This window comes from Novosphingobium decolorationis (assembly GCF_018417475.1).
Taxonomy (GTDB): domain Bacteria; phylum Pseudomonadota; class Alphaproteobacteria; order Sphingomonadales; family Sphingomonadaceae; genus Novosphingobium; species Novosphingobium decolorationis.
The window spans coordinates 1,902,760-1,916,424 of sequence record NZ_CP054856.1; the positions used below are offsets into that span (position 1 = coordinate 1,902,760).

Consider the following 13,665-nt stretch of genomic DNA (forward strand, 5'->3'; position numbering starts at 1 on the left):
CAGCGGCGGGGAGACCAAGGGACCTTCAGCGAATGATGTCGTAGCTGTAGTCCGTCTTGCTGGGCACGTTGGTGGTCGCGTCCATGTGCTCGAAGATCCGGTCGAGGATCGTGACGAGGACATTGAGACCACCCTGGTAGCCCCACACCGGGTAGCGGTGCTTGTGGTGGCGATCGAAGATCGGGAAGCCGATGCGGATCAGCGGCACGCCGGTGTCGCGCTCCAGGTACTTGCCGTAGGTGTTGCCGATCAGGAAATCGGGCGCCTCGGTGAAAAGGAGCGAGCGCATGTGCCACAGGTCCTTGCCCGGATAGGCCTCGCAGTTGGCCCCGAAGGGCGAGCTGTCGAAGAGCTCCTGCATCTTGGCCGCCCAGGCCTTGCCCCCGTTGGTCGAGAGCACGACCACCGGCTCACCGCCCAGTTCCATCACGAACTTGGCGAGGCCATAGGCAAGGTCGGGATCGCCGTAGATCGCGAACTTCTTGCCGTGGATGTGGGCGTTGGAATCGGCGATGGCATCGACCAGGCGGCCGCGCTCCTTCGCCAGTTCGTCGGGGATCTCTACGCCTGCCATGCGCGCCACTTCCATCACGAAGCTGTCGGTCGCCTCGATGCCGATAGGGTGGTTGAAGGCGGCGGTTTCCTGCCCGTGCACAGCGATGAAGGGCAGCGTCTTTTCGGTGCAGTATTCCTGCATCGAGATCGTCCCCTTGGCGTGGATGGCATTGGCCGCATCTTCCAGCGTCGTGCCGCCATCGTACATGCGGAAGGTGCCGTCCGTCGGCGTGTCCCACACGTCCGACTGGTCGCCCAGGATCGTGTACTCGACCTGCATCATGTCGAAGATGCGCTTCACCTCGCGCAGGTTGCCGACCGCGTAGCCATCGAACCCGTTGAGGAAGTTGATCGAGCCGTTGGGGACACGCTCCAGCTTGGGCGCGGTCTTGGCCTTGCCGTCCCAGAAGTGCTCCAGGATGCCCTTCATGGCGTTGTCGTAGCCGGTGATGTGGCTGCCCACGAAAGCCGGAGTGTGCGCGAAGGGAACGTCGAATTCCGCGGGCAGCGATTCCTTTTCCTTCGCCGTCTTGATGAAGGCGTTGAGGTCATCGCCGATCACTTCGGCCATGCAGGTGGTCGCAACCGCGATCATCTTGGGCTTGTACATGGAGTAGGCGTTGGCAAGCCCGTCGACCATGTTGGTGAGCCCGCCGAACACCGCCGCATCCTCGGTCATCGAGGAGGAGACGCACGAGGTCGGCTCCTTGAAGTGGCGCGAGAAGTGCGAGCGGTAGTAGGCCACACACCCTTGCGAGCCGTGCACGAAAGGCAACGTCGCTTCAAAGCCGACCGCAGCGAAGACCGCGCCCAGGGGCTGGCAGGCCTTGGCCGGATTGATCGTCAGCGCCTCGCGCGAGAAGTTGAGGTCCTTGTATTCCTCGGTCTTGGCCCATTCCTTGACGCGCTCGATCTCGGCGTCGGGATGGGGGTTCTCGAACTCGGACCGCTTCCTGGCGAGCATGTCCTTGTACTCGTCACCGCGGAACAGCTCGAAGTGGTCTTTTACCTGGTCTGCGTCCTGGGGCATGGGTGCCTCCCTTGAACTGGATGGGGTTGGAAAAAGCCGCGGTTATTCCGCCGCGATGGCCATGGTGTCGCTCTCGCCGGCCTTCCACGGCGTGGGCGCCATCGACCAGACCGGCGAGTTGATCGCCATGTCCATGTCGCGCGCGAAGATCGCGAAGCCATCATAGCCGTGGTAGGGGCCCGAGTAGTCCCAGCTGTGCATCTGGCGGAAGGGCACGCCCATCTTCTGGAAGACGTACTTTTCCTTGATGCCCGAGCCGACGAGATCGGGCTGGATCTTGTCGACGAACTTCTCAAACTCGTAGCCGGTGACATCGTCGTAGATAAGCGTGCCGTCCTTGACGTAGTGCTGGGCGGTGCGCTGGTAGTCGTCGTTGTGGCCGAACTCGTAGCCGGTGCCGACCACTTCCATGCCCAGGTCCTCGTAGGCGCCGATGACGTGGCGCGGACGCAGGCCGCCGACATAGAGCATGACCGTCTTGCCCTGAAGGCGCGGCTTGTACTTGGCGATGACGGCGTCGGTCAGCGCGCGGTACCTGGCGATCACCTTTTCGGCGTTTTCCTGGATGGACTCGTCGAAGTAGCTGGCGATCTTGCGCAGGGATTCCTCGATCTTGGAGGGCCCGAAGAAGTTGTATTCCACCCAGGGAATGCCGTACTTCTCTTCCATGTGGCGCGAGATGTAGTTCATCGAGCGGTAGCAGTGGAGGACGTTGAGCTTGGCCTTGGGCGTCGCTTCGAGCTCGGCGATCGAGCCGTCGCCCGACCACTGCGCGATGACGCGAAGGCCCATTTCTTCCAGCAGGATGCGGCTCGACCAGGCATCGCCTCCGATGTTGTAGTCGCCGATGATCGCGACGTCATAGGGCGAAGGCTCGAAGGTCGGTTCCTTGTCGCCCACCTTGTCGAAGACCCAGTCGCGCACCGCATCGTTGGCGATGTGGTGGCCAAGCGACTGCGAGACCCCGCGAAAGCCCTCGCAGCGCACGGGCACGATGGTCTTGCCGCCGTATTCCTTGCTCTTGGACTTGGAGACCGCCTCGATGTCATCGCCGATAAGGCCGATCGGGCATTCGGACTGGACCGTGATGCCCTTGTTCAGCGGGAACAGCATCTCGATCTCGTCCATGATCTTGGCGAGCTTCTTGTCGCCGCCAAAGACGATGTCCTTCTCCTGGAAATCGGAGGTGAACTGCATGGTCACGAAGGTGTCGATGCCGGTCGTGCCGATGTAGTAGTTGCGGCGCGCGGCCCAGGAATACTGGCCGCAGCCGACCGGCCCGTGGCTGATGTGGATCATGTCCTTGATCGGGCCCCAGACCACGCCCTTGGAGCCTGCGTAGGCGCAGCCGCGGATGGTCATGACACCGGGGATCGACTTGATGTTGGATTTGACGCCGCAGTCGCTCTTGCCCTCTTCGGAAACGTTGAGGTGCTTGGCGCGGCGCTTGGCGGATTTCGCCGGATAGACTTCAAGGACTTCCTGGATCAACGCCCGGTTGCGTTCCTTGACTTGTGCGATGTCGGTAGGGGTTGAGACGCTCATTTGGATGCACTCCTGGTTGATCCGTCCCTACTCAGATTGAAATGGACTCAGATCAGTGGGCTCAGATCGAACTGGGACCGGTTGTCCGGTCCTCCCCCGCTTCGCATGCCAACAAGAGGCGCGTAGGAGGACCGGACGTTCGGGGGACTGGCGCGAAGGCTCAGGTCAGACGGCGAGATCCGCGGCGGTGAGACCCACCTGCGATTCATCGACCGCCTTCATGATCCCGTGCTCCATCAGCATGTCCTCAAGCTCGTCCATGGTGATGGGGCTGGGGATGATGCCGTTGCCCGAGTTGTTGTGGATCTTCTGCGCGAGGTTGCGGTATTCCTGCGCCTGATTCGATTCCGGGGCGTATTCGATGACCGTCATGCGGCGCAGTTCGGCATGCTGCACGATGTTGTCGCGCGGCACGAAGTGGATGAGCTGCGTGCCCAGCTTGGCGGCCAGGTTCTCGGCCAGCTCCAGCTCCTTGTCGGTCTGGCGCTCGTTGCAGATGAGCCCGCCCAGGCGCACGCCGCCCGAGTTGGCATACTTGAGGATGCCCTTCGAGATGTTGTTGGCCGCGTACATGGCCATCATCTCGCCCGACATGACGATGTAGATTTCCTGGGCCTTGTTCTCGCGGATCGGCATGGCAAAGCCGCCGCAGACCACGTCGCCGAGCACGTCGTACGAGACATAGTCGATGTCCTCGTAGGCGCCGTTCTCTTCCAGGAAGTTGATCGAGGTGATGACGCCGCGGCCCGCACAGCCGACGCCCGGCTCAGGGCCGCCGGATTCCACGCAGCGGATGTCCTTGTAGCCGATCTTCATGACGTCCTCGAGTTCGAGGTCCTCGACCGAGCCGGCCTCGGCCGCGAGCGACAGGATGGTGTCCTGCGCCTTGGCGTGCAGCATCAGGCGGGTGGAGTCGGCCTTGGGATCGCAGCCGACGATGAGGATGCGCTGGCCAAGGTCGGCGAGCGCGGCAAGGGTGTTCTGCGAGGTGGTGGACTTGCCGATGCCGCCCTTGCCGTAGAAGGCGATTTGACGAAGTGACATTGCTTGGCTCCTAAGCTGTTAAAGCCGTGTGCACCGGATCGGACAGGGGGTCGGCCCGGACCGGTTCTCTCCCCGACGCGTCCTCTCTCGTTGCGGCGGGCCAGCAGGATGTGCCCGCTGTGCCGACCTCTTTGCACGGGGCGTGCCAAACGTGGCGCAACCACATAAAATCGCATTAAATAGGTGACTTGGTGCGAATGTCGGAGCCCGCACGGGCATGTGGCAAAGCGAACAATGGGGCGTTGCATGTCGCAAAGGACACACGTTCGCCCGGCCCCGCCGGCGGCATGTCCGCGCATTTGCGTGCTAGATCGGGATGGAACGCTTCTTGCGTGGGAGGGATGAGTTCCCATGCACAGGAGAAGCCCATGCAGATCGGTGTCGAAACCGCCAAGGCCGTCGACCAGCGCCGCATCTTCGTTGTCGACGAGGACGAGATCACCCGCGCCGCCTTGCAGTTCATGCTGCACGACGAGATCGAAACCCACGAACTGGCGAGCCTGGAGGAAGCCTACGCCAAGGGGCAGGACTGGCTGCGGCCTGATGTACTGATCCTGGGTCTTTCGATCCTGCGCGCGCACGGGCTGGAGGTGCTGGCCGAGATCGCCGCGCGCTACCCGGCCGCGCGCGTGCTCATCGTCGCCAGCCCGGAGGAAGAGGAACTGGGCATCGCCGCGCTGAAAGCGGGCGCCCACGGCGCGCTCATCAAGCCGCTGCGCATGGAGGCGGTGCGCCAGAAGGTCGACACGATCCTCGGGCGCGCGGGCGGCGCGGCGCTGATACAGCTGGGAGGGTTATAGGAAAGAGGAGTGTTCCGAGGGCCATTGCCCTCGGGCTCCCCGAACTGTCGACCTCACCTTACGCCCGCTGCCCTGGCTGAGACTGGTGAGGTCGCCCATTTTGGGGTCAAGGGGCAATGGCCCCTTGAAAAAAGACTTAACTTCTTCCCTCAGGCAGCCGTCGCCTCGGCGTCCTCGCGCTTGACCACCTTGTGGCTTTCCTCGTCGAGGCCCTGCTTCCAATAGCTGGAGATGTAGAGTTCGGCGGGCGTCAGCGCCTTTTCCTCGCGCAGGTAGGTGCGCATAAGGCGCATGGCCGAGAATTCGCTCGCCGCCCAGGCGTAGACCCGGCCTTCGGGCCAGCCGTAGGCGCGCAGCGCCTCGACCAGCCACTGGGGCTGCTGGCCGGGTTCGGGGTTCACGACCCAGCGGATCTCCACGCCTTCGGGCGCGTCGATCTCCACGCGGTCGTCCTCCTGCTGGATCTCGATCACCGCGTAGCCCTTGGCCTCGCGATCCAGGGCTTCGAGGTTCACCGAGATGGCGGGAATCGCGGTCATGTCCCCGGCCACGAGATAGAAGTCGAAGCCTTCGGGCAGCGGCTTGGCCGCCCCCGGCCCGCCGACCTCGATGGTCGAGCCGATCTCGGCGCTGACCGCCCAGTTGGTCGCCGGGCCCGAGACGCCGTTTTCCACGCCATGGAGCGCGAAATCGACATCGATCTCGCCGGCACGCTGGGCGCGGATGGTGTAGGTGCGCAAGGTCGGCTTGGCCTTGCCTTCCGCTGGCGGAAACATCAGCTTCACATAGCCGCCTTCCTGCCCGTGCGGGAAGTCGGCGAGCCCTTCGCCGCCCAGCGTCAGGCGGATCATCGAGGGCGAGACCTGCTGGCGGGCGAGGACGGTCAGCGTGCGCGACTGGGGCTTGGCCATGGCGGGGGCTTCCTTATTGCGATAAACTTGCAAGAAGGAATGTAGGCGCCCTGTCACCGATTGCAATGGGGCATACCTATCACAGGTGCCCTGGCCCATCCGGGCACGTTACCCGTCGAGCGCGCAGACGATGATGTGCGAGGCCTTGAAGCTGGCGAGGATCTGGCGCCCGGCCTCCAGTTCCAGCGCCCGCGCGCTGTGGCTGGTCACCAGCACCGTCAGCTCGCGCCCCTCGCCGATGTCGAGCACGCATTCGGCCTCGACCGGCCCTGTCAGCACGTTGACGACGGTGCCCCCGATGAGGTTGCGCGCCGAAAGCGCCAGCCCCGGGACATCGTCGATCAGGGTGATGAAGCTGGGCTTGATGAGCGCAACCGCGCGCCCTCCCGGTTTCAGCCCCAGCGCGGCGACAGTGGAGTTGGGCACCAGCGCATCGATCACGATCCGCTCGTTGACGAGCAGGCCGACTTCGGCGCTCACCGCGCCGTGGACGATGGCGGTCACGATGCCTTCCAGCATGTTGCGCTCGCTCGCGCGCAGGCGGCGCCCGCCCGGCGGTACGAAAGGAACGATGGCGGCTCCGGCCGCTCCCGTCGCGGAGGCCATGCTCATGCGCTTTGCCCGGCGAGGAGCGCCTGAAGCTCACCTGCCGCGTACATGTCGCGCACGATGTCGCAGCCACCGATGAACTCGCCGCGCACGTAGACCTGGGGCAGCGTGGGCCAGTCGGAATATTCCTTGATGCCTTCGCGCAGGAACGGATCGTCGAGTACGTTGACCCCGACATAGGGCCGCCCGATAGCGTCCAGCACCTTCACCACGCCTGCGGAAAAGCCGCATTGCGGGGCGGCGGGCACGCCCTTCATGAAGACGACGATCTCGTTGTCGGTGACAAGCGCGCGGATACGGTCGGACGTGGCCATGGCCATTCTCCTCAGGTTGCAGGGGTGGTGGGGGGGACGGCAGGAACGAACGTCTGGAGCGCCAGCGCGTGGAGTTCATGCCCCATGTCCGCGCCGATCGCGGCGTAGACCATCTTGTGCTGGACGATCCGGCTCTTGCCCGCAAAGGCGGCGCAGGTGACGCGCGCGGCCCAGTGGTCGCCGTCCCCGGCCATATCGACCATCAGCACGTCCGCGTCGGGAAAGGCCGCGGTGATGCGGCGTTCGATCTCGGTGGCATCCATGGGCATAGGCTGTCTCTCCTTGGCACGTCGTCAGACGAAGCTCAGAACCTCGACGGTCACGTCCTCGGTGCCGGTCAGCGTTGCCTGGCAGGCAAGGCGCGACTTGGAACCGACGCCGACGATGGTGTCGAGAATGTCGTTCTCCGCGCGGCTGATGCGCGAGAGGCCCTTGCGCCCCTCGATCACGAAGAGGTGGCACTGGCCGCAGGAGGCTTCCCCGTCGCACTTGTGGGCGACCGGTGCCCCGCTGGCGAGCATGGCGGCGAGCAGGCTGTCCCCCTCGGCAACGGCGATGGAGGTGGCGGACGGCAGGATGGTGAGCGTAGTCATGGCGTTCTTTCTGGGTCTCTTTCGGTGGTCAGTAGATGGCGGCCCCAGCGCCTGCGTTGATCGAGGCGTCCTTGAGACGCGCGACCATGAAGGCGATCTGTTCGGGCGTGAGGTGGGCGTGAAAGGGCAGCACGACCGCGCGGTCGGCGACCTTCTCGGTCACGAAGAGGTCACCGCGCGTCCAGCCCAGCGCCCGGTAGGCGCGCTGGAGGTGGAGCGGGCTGGAATAGGCGTGGGCCTCGACGCCCTCGGTGCGCATGTCCTCCAGGATCGCGTCGCGCGACCCCTTGGTGAAGCGCGTGCCCAGATGCACGGTATAGAGGAACCAGTGGACCTCCTCGACATCGGGCGAGATGTAGGGCGGCTTGATCCCCTCGAAGCTCTGCATGAAGCCATCGTACATGGCCTGCACCCCGCGGCGGCGTTCCAGGAGCACGTCGAGGCGGCGCAGCTGCGCGAGCGCAAGCGCGGCCACCATCGCGCCCATCGCGGCCCCGAAGGGCGCATCCACCCCGGCCGAGACCGAAGTGCGGTCCGAGAGGCTGCGGCTGCGCAGGCGCCGCAGGGCCATGGCCAGCTGCGTATCGTCGGTGAGCGCGATGCCCCCCTCCCCGCAGGCGATGACGCCGGGCTGGGCGAAATCGAAAAGCGCGACATCGCCGAAGCTGCCGACCACGCCCGCCTTGTGGCGCGAGCCGATCGCCTCGCTCGAATCCTCGATCAGGAAGAGGCCGTGCGCATCGGCCAGCGCGCGCAGGCCCGGCCAGTCGGCGGGGTGCCCGCAGGTGTTGCCCGCCAGGATCGCGCGGGTCCGGCTCGTCACCTTGTCCGCGCTCTTCGTCGCCGAAAGACAACCCGACCAGTAGTCGATGTCGGCAAAGACCGGGGTCGCCCCGCAGCGCAGGACCGCGTGGCCCAGCTCGTGGAAGGAGTGGGCCGAGAGGATCACCTCGTCGCCCGGCCCCATCCCCTTTGCCGTCAGCACCATGACCAGCGCCATCGCCGCGCTGGAGGCCGCAACCCCGCGCGCACGGCCGCACTGGGCGGCGAAGGCCTGCTCCAGTTCCTCGACCAGCGCGCCCTGCCCCAGCTGCGCGCCGCGCAAGACCTGCTCGACCGCGACCACGTCCTCCAGCGTCAGGTCGGGGTCGCTCATCGGGATCTGCAGCACCTCGCCCGTGGCGATCGAGACGACCTGCCCGCTCATGCCGGAGCCCTCCCTGCAACCAGAAGCCCGCTCGCCTCAGCCGGATCGCCGGTGACGCGGATGCAGTGGGCGGAAACGTCGAGCAGATGCAGGTCGCAGGCACCCGCCGAGCGGTAGGGTTCCTCCAGCACGTCGCCCGCATCGCACTGGCGCAGGGCGAGATTTGGGACGAGACGCCGCAGCGCGACGCCCAGGGTCTCCGGGAGCGCACTGTCGCCCAGCGCCTGTACCAGCGCGTCGATGCGCGCGAGATCGATTTCGCTGAGCGGCATGGGCCTTCGTCTCCTTCCTCTATTGCCAGAAAACGCGGGCAGGATCGGCGTTGAGCCAGCCCATGAGCTCACCAAGGCGCGCGAACGGGCCGTCCTCGATCCAGCTGTGCGTGCCATGATCGCGCCGGTAGAGCCTCCATTCGCGCGCGCGCTCGTCCCAGAGGAGGCGCGCGATGTCGATTTCCCCGCCTTCGGGATCGACGGTGCGTGAACAGCAGGGCGCGCGCACGAGGTAACCGTCCTCGATGGGCACGACCACGGGCTCGACGTAGCGGTAGCGCCGCCGCCGAACGAGCAGGCGCTCGATCCGCGCCAGGTCGAACTCGTTGGGCTGGCGGGCGAGAAGCGCCCGCGACGCGGGGGCCTGGGCGGAGGCAGCGGCAAGGCTCATGGCAACGTCCCTCCCGCTTCGGCGCGTTCGATCTCCTCTTCGAGGCACCCGACGACACGCGGGGACCCGGCCCCCTCGCCGCGCGCAAACTCGACGAGGTAGACCGGCTGGTTGCTCTCCTCGTGGTGGCCCACGTTGACGATTTCGCCGCGCGTCCCGCGCGGGGCCAGGATCGCTTCGGGCGGGGCGCCCGGAAACGAACCGTCGTTGACAAGGTCCACCACGGCGCGCACGGCCTCGCCCCAGCCGTAGACGGGCTCGCGAATGTCCATCATGGCGCCGCACTCGGAAGGGGCGATGCAGGGCGCGGCGCACGCGCGACAGGCAGTTCGTCCTCGTCCTCCTCGCTTGCCCAGACCGGGTCGAGCTCGCGCCGCTTCATGCCCACGCGGTGGCCGCTCTCGAAGAACTCGATGCCATAGATGTAGAACTGCTGGAGGAAGGTGCCAATCGAGACGACGACGCCCTCTTCGCCCTTCTTGACCAGCAGTTCGCCGATCTCCTTGCCCGCGTAGGTGCCGTCGTTGCGCACAAGACGCCGCGCGCGCACGCGTTCTCCATAGCGGAAGGCGGGCGGGCCATTGAGTTCAACGACCTCGCTGTCACGAACGATGTTCGCCATCGGCCTCCTCCTCATCCTCCATGCGGTTCAGGACATCGATGAGAACCTGCGCCCCGATGCGGTCGCGCGGGTCGAGTTCGAGCAGTTTCTCGGCCGCCTCCCGGCCCGCTTCGAGATGGCCGGTGCGCAGCGAGAGGTAGGCGTAGCCCTTGAGGCTAAAGAGGAAAAAGCGCGGCAACAGCGCCTCCCACTCCCCGAAGGCGGCATCGCCCGGCTGCACCCGCCGCCAGTCCTCGCCCAGGACGTTGAGGCGCAGGGCCTTGGCAACGCAGGCGCGCGCCACGTCCAGCGCTTCGTTCAGCCGCCCCTTGTAGAAATAGAAGCGGTAGAGCGCGATCAGGACGGCGGCATGGTCGGGCGCGATCTTCTCGGCTTCGAACAGGTGCGTCTCGGCCACATCGGTCAGGTGATAGCGCGTGGCCGCACGTTCGAGGTGAGCGCGCGCCTCCTCGGGCAGGCCCCCTCCCAGGAGGGGGCTGGCGAGGATCGAACGCTCGAACGCATCCGATGCCCCGCCAAAGCCCTCGAACGGCAGCGTTTCACGCGCCCCGCTCATGCCGGCTGGTACCGCGGCACGCTGGCGTCGAGCACGCAGGTGTCATCGACCGGGCAGATCGCGACGCACTGCGGGTCCTCGAAGTGGCCGATGCACTCGGTGCAGAGCGCCGGGTCGATGACGAAGGTGCCCTTCGCCTCCGAGATCGCCATGTTGGGACACAGCGCCTCGCAGGCCGTGCAGTTGGTGCACTGGCTGGCGACGATCTTGTAGGCCATCGCCGCTCACCCCGCCTGGCTGAGCAGCGCACCCTGGCGGATGGCCGCATCGCCGCGCTGCTGGTGGACGATCTCGCCGCTCGCGATACGTTCAAGGTAGTCCTTGAACCAGACCAGCGCGGACTGTTCGATGTACTCGTGGGCGTACTGGTCGACCGGCTCGACGCCCGCTGCCTGGAGGTCGGCCTTGGGACAGCCGCCGATCTTGGCGACGAAGACCGCGTGGCAGTCGTTGATCGCCGCGATCACGGTGTCGAGCGCATCCTCCTCGCCATAGCCGCCTTGGCAGTAGAGGTCGACGCGGCGGTGGCCGACGAACTTGGCGCCCTTGGCGTTCAGTTCATAGACCTGGAACTCCTTGGCGTGGCCGAAGTGCTCGTTGATGATCCCGTGGCCCTTGGTGGCAACCGCGACCAGGACCGAGATATCGCCCGCCTTTTCAAGGCCATCCAGTTCGCTCGCCTTGGCGGCCACCTTGGCCTGGCGCTCGCCTTCGACCGCCTGCTGGTAGGCCTTGCGGCCTTCGGCGTCGTATTCGATGTCCATCGCCATGATCTTCTCGGTGGTAAACTCGGCCGAACGATCTTCGCCGAGCAGCCCGACCGCGTCGGCGCGGCACTGGCGGCAGTGGCGCATCATGTTCATGTCGCCCTCGCACGCGTCCTGAAGCGCCTTGAGCTCCTGCGCGGAAGGGCCGCGCTGGCCGTTGAGACCGAACACGGTGCCATGCTCGGGCGCGGAAATGAGCGGCATGATGTTGTGCAGGAACGCGCCCCGGCTCTTCACCGCCTTGTTCACCTCGACGAGGTGCGCATCGTTGATGCCCGGGATCATCACCGAGTTGATCTTGGCAAGGATGCCCCGCTCGGTGAGCATCTCGAGGCCCAGCATCTGCCGCTCGGTCAGGATCTTGGCGGCTTCATAGCCCTGCAGGCGCTTGTTCTCCCAGAAGATCCAGGGGTAGATGTGCTGGCCCACTTCGGGGTCCACCATGTTGATGGTGATGGTGACGTGGTCGACCTTGTACTTGGCGATCTCGTCGACCCAGTCGGGCAGCGCGAGGCCATTGGTCGAGAGGCACAGCTTGATGTCGGGGGCGACCTCGCTGATGAGGCGGAAGGTCTCGAAGGTCTTGGCCGGATTGGCGAGCGGGTCGCCCGGTCCGGCAATGCCCAGCACGGTCATCTGCGGAATGGTCGAGGCCACCGCAAGCACCTTCTTCGACGCCTGCTCGGGCGTCAGGCGTTCGGAAACGACACCCGGACGGCTCTCGTTCGCGCAGTCGTACTTGCGGTTACAGTAGTTGCACTGGATGTTGCAGGCGGGCGCGACGGCCACGTGCATGCGTGCGTAGTGGTGGTGGGCTTCTTCGGAATAGCACGGGTGGTTCTTCACCTTCTCCCAGATCTCGGGCGGCATGTCGGCCGGCCCTGCGCTCGATCCGCAGCTCGCCTTGCCCGAACCGCCTTCGGTCCCGCAGCCCTTGTGTTCGGCCACCTTCTGCATGACGTCGGAAATGTCGACGACGCCGTCTGCGGAACTGGCCTCGCGTGTGCTGTCCGGATCCTGGCTGAAAAGGGTGTCGGTCATGGAAAACTCCCCAAGTCGCAGCCGGCGGAGGGGGCACCACCGGCTTTCTGCTGATGGGAGAGGCTCAGCAACCTGCGTGCCAGATATCGGAAACTACCGATTTTCGGCCACTTCATGCCGCATCGCAGCACAGGGTGCCCGAAGGCCCCTGTCGCGATTGTCACGCTTGGTACGCCCGCTTTGTCCGGCTCGCGACACGACAAGGTGCAGTTCGTGCACGATCAGGCACCTAGGCAAGGCGGAGAATCCCCGTTACCAGAACGGGTTCGCGCACACTCGCGCAACGGAGTACGAATAGCCGCATGGCCTTGCTGGTCTTCTATGTCGCCCTGGCGCTGTGCGTCTCGTTCCTGTGTTCGCTGCTCGAATCCTCGATGCTGACGCTCACGCCCTCGCAGGTGCGCACCTTCGAGCAGCGCGGCACGCCCTGGGCGCGCAAGCTCAAGCGGCTGAAGGACGATGTCGACCGCCCGCTGGCCGCGATCCTCACCCTCAACACGATTGCCCACACGATGGGCGCGGCAGGTGCGGGCGCGCAGTACGCCAAGCTCTACGGCAGTGGCAGCGAAGCGGTGTTTGCCGCGCTGCTGACGGTCGCGATCCTGATCCTCACCGAAATCATCCCCAAGACCATCGGCGCGCGCTACGCGACGGGGATTGCCCCGTTCTGCGCCTGGATCCTGCCGCCGATGATGGTTGTGCTCGCCCCGCTGGTGTGGTTTTCGCGCCAGATCACCAAGCTTATCGCGCTGGGGCGCACCGCGGAGACACCGCGCCACCGCGAGGAACTCCTTGCCGTCACCAGCCTGGGCCAGGCCTCGGGCCAGATCGACACGGCCGAAGCCCGCTTCCTCAATAACCTGCTCCAGCTCGACCGGATCAAGACGGCCGACGTGATGACCCCGCGCACGGTGGTCTTCAGCCTGTCGCAGGACATCGCGCTGGACGAGTTGACCGAGAAGGTGCGCAAGTCCCCCTTCACCCGCATTCCCGTCTCGGGCGAGGGTGTCGATGAAATCCGCGGCTTCGTCATCAAGCACGACGTGCTCGACCTGCTCATGGACGAGGACTGTGACGAGCAGGGCTTTGCCGAACTGATCCGCCCGCTGCCCAGCGTGCTCGACCAGCTGAGCGTTGACCGCCTGTTCCACCGCTTCATCTCCGAGCACCACCACATCCTCATGGTGGTCGACGAATACGGCAGCTTCCTGGGCCTGGTAACACTGGAGGACGTGCTGGAGACGATCTTCGGCTTCGAGATCGTGGACGAACTCGACGCGGTCGACGATCTGCAGGAATACGCCCGCGAACTCTCGCGCCGACGCGCCGAGGCCGCCACGCGGATGAAGACCCCCGCGCCTGCCGCCGCGCCCGAACGCCGCGCCGCGCGCGACTGAGAGCCTCTGCG

18 protein-coding genes are annotated in these 13,665 nt (G+C 65.6%); 2 read left to right on the top strand and 16 right to left on the bottom strand.

Translation table 11 applies throughout. The features are described 5' to 3' along the window. Positions 1 to 25 precede the first annotated feature (25 nt). The 3 genes from nifK to nifH all read right to left on the bottom strand — a co-directional run bounded on the left by nifK (position 26) and on the right by nifH (position 4,174). The gene (gene nifK, locus HT578_RS08695; protein WP_213503684.1) at positions 26 to 1,585 is read right to left on the bottom strand and encodes a nitrogenase molybdenum-iron protein subunit beta; all 1,560 of its coding nucleotides are present in this window, start codon (positions 1,583 to 1,585) and stop codon (positions 26 to 28) included. Positions 1,586 to 1,627: 42 nt separating this feature from the next. After that, the gene (nifD, locus tag HT578_RS08700) at positions 1,628 to 3,130 is read right to left on the bottom strand and encodes a nitrogenase molybdenum-iron protein alpha chain (protein ID WP_213503685.1); all 1,503 of its coding nucleotides are present in this window, start codon (positions 3,128 to 3,130) and stop codon (positions 1,628 to 1,630) included. A gap of 165 nt (positions 3,131 to 3,295) precedes the next feature. Then, on the bottom strand, positions 3,296 to 4,174 hold the full coding sequence (gene nifH, locus HT578_RS08705) for a nitrogenase iron protein (protein WP_213503686.1): 879 nt from the start codon (positions 4,172 to 4,174) through the stop codon (positions 3,296 to 3,298). 368 nt (positions 4,175 to 4,542) lie between these two features. On the opposite strand from nifH, the gene HT578_RS08710 reads away from it, so the two are divergent. Next, the gene (locus HT578_RS08710) at positions 4,543 to 4,974 is read left to right on the top strand and encodes a response regulator (RefSeq protein WP_213503687.1); all 432 of its coding nucleotides are present in this window, start codon (positions 4,543 to 4,545) and stop codon (positions 4,972 to 4,974) included. A 149-nt stretch (positions 4,975 to 5,123) separates the two neighbouring features. On the opposite strand, the gene HT578_RS08715 is transcribed toward HT578_RS08710, so the two are convergent. From HT578_RS08715 to nifB, 13 genes are all read right to left on the bottom strand, one after another. Then, a complete protein-coding gene (locus tag HT578_RS08715) occupies positions 5,124 to 5,885 on the bottom strand; it encodes a siderophore-interacting protein (RefSeq protein WP_213503688.1) in 762 nt (253 codons plus the stop codon). A 108-nt stretch (positions 5,886 to 5,993) separates the two neighbouring features. Beyond that, positions 5,994 to 6,497 (bottom strand): TOBE domain-containing protein, encoded by a 504-nt coding sequence (locus HT578_RS08720; RefSeq protein WP_039390839.1) that lies wholly within the window; start codon positions 6,495 to 6,497, stop codon positions 5,994 to 5,996. Continuing rightward, complete coding sequence (gene grxD / locus HT578_RS08725) at positions 6,494 to 6,814, bottom strand: Grx4 family monothiol glutaredoxin (RefSeq protein WP_371710957.1); 321 nt, start codon at positions 6,812 to 6,814, stop codon at positions 6,494 to 6,496. Before grxD ends, HT578_RS08720 begins: the two co-directional genes overlap by 4 nt. 5 nt (positions 6,815 to 6,819) lie before the next feature. Continuing rightward, positions 6,820 to 7,077 (bottom strand): BolA/IbaG family iron-sulfur metabolism protein, encoded by a 258-nt coding sequence (locus HT578_RS08730; protein WP_039390836.1) that lies wholly within the window; start codon positions 7,075 to 7,077, stop codon positions 6,820 to 6,822. Between the two features lie 24 nt (positions 7,078 to 7,101). Next, positions 7,102 to 7,401 carry a 2Fe-2S iron-sulfur cluster-binding protein gene (locus HT578_RS08735; RefSeq protein ID WP_039390835.1) on the bottom strand — a complete coding sequence of 100 codons (300 nt, stop codon included), beginning with the start codon at positions 7,399 to 7,401 and terminating at the stop codon, positions 7,102 to 7,104. A 28-nt stretch (positions 7,402 to 7,429) separates the two neighbouring features. Next, positions 7,430 to 8,608, bottom strand: coding sequence for a DegT/DnrJ/EryC1/StrS family aminotransferase (locus HT578_RS08740; protein ID WP_213503689.1), 1,179 nt, complete (start codon positions 8,606 to 8,608; stop codon positions 7,430 to 7,432). Next, the gene (locus HT578_RS08745) at positions 8,605 to 8,880 is read right to left on the bottom strand and encodes a hypothetical protein (protein ID WP_213503690.1); all 276 of its coding nucleotides are present in this window, start codon (positions 8,878 to 8,880) and stop codon (positions 8,605 to 8,607) included. The genes HT578_RS08740 and HT578_RS08745 overlap by 4 nt, the downstream gene beginning before the upstream one ends. 19 nt (positions 8,881 to 8,899) lie before the next feature. Beyond that, entirely contained in the window at positions 8,900 to 9,271 is a 372-nt protein-coding gene (locus tag HT578_RS08750; protein WP_213503691.1) for a DUF3024 domain-containing protein, read from the bottom strand. After that, positions 9,268 to 9,546: a nitrogen fixation protein NifZ gene (locus HT578_RS08755; RefSeq protein ID WP_213503692.1), complete on the bottom strand. Its 279-nt coding sequence runs from the start codon at positions 9,544 to 9,546 to the stop codon at positions 9,268 to 9,270. The genes HT578_RS08750 and HT578_RS08755 overlap by 4 nt, the downstream gene beginning before the upstream one ends. After that, on the bottom strand, positions 9,543 to 9,893 hold the full coding sequence (locus HT578_RS08760; protein ID WP_039390828.1) for a nitrogen fixation protein NifZ: 351 nt from the start codon (positions 9,891 to 9,893) through the stop codon (positions 9,543 to 9,545). The genes HT578_RS08755 and HT578_RS08760 overlap by 4 nt, the downstream gene beginning before the upstream one ends. Continuing rightward, entirely contained in the window at positions 9,874 to 10,449 is a 576-nt protein-coding gene (locus HT578_RS08765; protein ID WP_239026565.1) for a tetratricopeptide repeat protein, read from the bottom strand. Before HT578_RS08765 ends, HT578_RS08760 begins: the two co-directional genes overlap by 20 nt. Beyond that, positions 10,446 to 10,667 carry a 4Fe-4S binding protein gene (locus HT578_RS08770; protein ID WP_039390827.1) on the bottom strand — a complete coding sequence of 74 codons (222 nt, stop codon included), beginning with the start codon at positions 10,665 to 10,667 and terminating at the stop codon, positions 10,446 to 10,448. Before HT578_RS08770 ends, HT578_RS08765 begins: the two co-directional genes overlap by 4 nt. 6 nt (positions 10,668 to 10,673) lie before the next feature. Then, the gene (gene nifB, locus HT578_RS08775; RefSeq protein ID WP_239026566.1) at positions 10,674 to 12,257 is read right to left on the bottom strand and encodes a nitrogenase cofactor biosynthesis protein NifB; all 1,584 of its coding nucleotides are present in this window, start codon (positions 12,255 to 12,257) and stop codon (positions 10,674 to 10,676) included. A 302-nt stretch (positions 12,258 to 12,559) separates the two neighbouring features. Between nifB and HT578_RS08780 the strand changes: the two genes are divergently transcribed. Next, complete coding sequence (locus tag HT578_RS08780) at positions 12,560 to 13,654, top strand: CNNM domain-containing protein (RefSeq protein ID WP_213503693.1); 1,095 nt, start codon at positions 12,560 to 12,562, stop codon at positions 13,652 to 13,654. Positions 13,655 to 13,665 lie beyond the last annotated feature (11 nt).

Excerpts from the sequence above, each read along its gene's own strand:
- HT578_RS08740 (WP_213503689.1), bottom strand. The coding sequence starts at position 8,608 with ATGAGCGGGCAGGTCGTCTCGATCGCCACGGGCGAGGTGCTGCAGATC.
- nifD (WP_213503685.1), bottom strand. The coding sequence starts at position 3,130 with ATGAGCGTCTCAACCCCTACCGACATCGCACAAGTCAAGGAACGCAAC.
- nifK (WP_213503684.1), bottom strand. The coding sequence starts at position 1,585 with ATGCCCCAGGACGCAGACCAGGTAAAAGACCACTTCGAGCTGTTCCGC.
- HT578_RS08765 (WP_239026565.1), bottom strand. The coding sequence starts at position 10,449 with ATGAGCGGGGCGCGTGAAACGCTGCCGTTCGAGGGCTTTGGCGGGGCA.
- HT578_RS08710 (WP_213503687.1), top strand. The coding sequence starts at position 4,543 with ATGCAGATCGGTGTCGAAACCGCCAAGGCCGTCGACCAGCGCCGCATC.
- HT578_RS08720 (WP_039390839.1), bottom strand. The coding sequence starts at position 6,497 with ATGAGCATGGCCTCCGCGACGGGAGCGGCCGGAGCCGCCATCGTTCCT.
- HT578_RS08735 (WP_039390835.1), bottom strand. The coding sequence starts at position 7,401 with ATGACTACGCTCACCATCCTGCCGTCCGCCACCTCCATCGCCGTTGCC.
- nifH (WP_213503686.1), bottom strand. The coding sequence starts at position 4,174 with ATGTCACTTCGTCAAATCGCCTTCTACGGCAAGGGCGGCATCGGCAAG.
- HT578_RS08780 (WP_213503693.1), top strand. The coding sequence starts at position 12,560 with ATGGCCTTGCTGGTCTTCTATGTCGCCCTGGCGCTGTGCGTCTCGTTC.
- HT578_RS08760 (WP_039390828.1), bottom strand. The coding sequence starts at position 9,893 with ATGGCGAACATCGTTCGTGACAGCGAGGTCGTTGAACTCAATGGCCCG.
- HT578_RS08750 (WP_213503691.1), bottom strand. The coding sequence starts at position 9,271 with ATGAGCCTTGCCGCTGCCTCCGCCCAGGCCCCCGCGTCGCGGGCGCTT.
- nifB (WP_239026566.1), bottom strand. The coding sequence starts at position 12,257 with ATGACCGACACCCTTTTCAGCCAGGATCCGGACAGCACACGCGAGGCC.
- HT578_RS08745 (WP_213503690.1), bottom strand. The coding sequence starts at position 8,880 with ATGCCGCTCAGCGAAATCGATCTCGCGCGCATCGACGCGCTGGTACAG.
- grxD (WP_371710957.1), bottom strand. The coding sequence starts at position 6,814 with ATGGCCATGGCCACGTCCGACCGTATCCGCGCGCTTGTCACCGACAAC.
- HT578_RS08715 (WP_213503688.1), bottom strand. The coding sequence starts at position 5,885 with ATGGCCAAGCCCCAGTCGCGCACGCTGACCGTCCTCGCCCGCCAGCAG.
- HT578_RS08755 (WP_213503692.1), bottom strand. The coding sequence starts at position 9,546 with ATGATGGACATTCGCGAGCCCGTCTACGGCTGGGGCGAGGCCGTGCGC.
- HT578_RS08770 (WP_039390827.1), bottom strand. The coding sequence starts at position 10,667 with ATGGCCTACAAGATCGTCGCCAGCCAGTGCACCAACTGCACGGCCTGC.
- HT578_RS08730 (WP_039390836.1), bottom strand. The coding sequence starts at position 7,077 with ATGCCCATGGATGCCACCGAGATCGAACGCCGCATCACCGCGGCCTTT.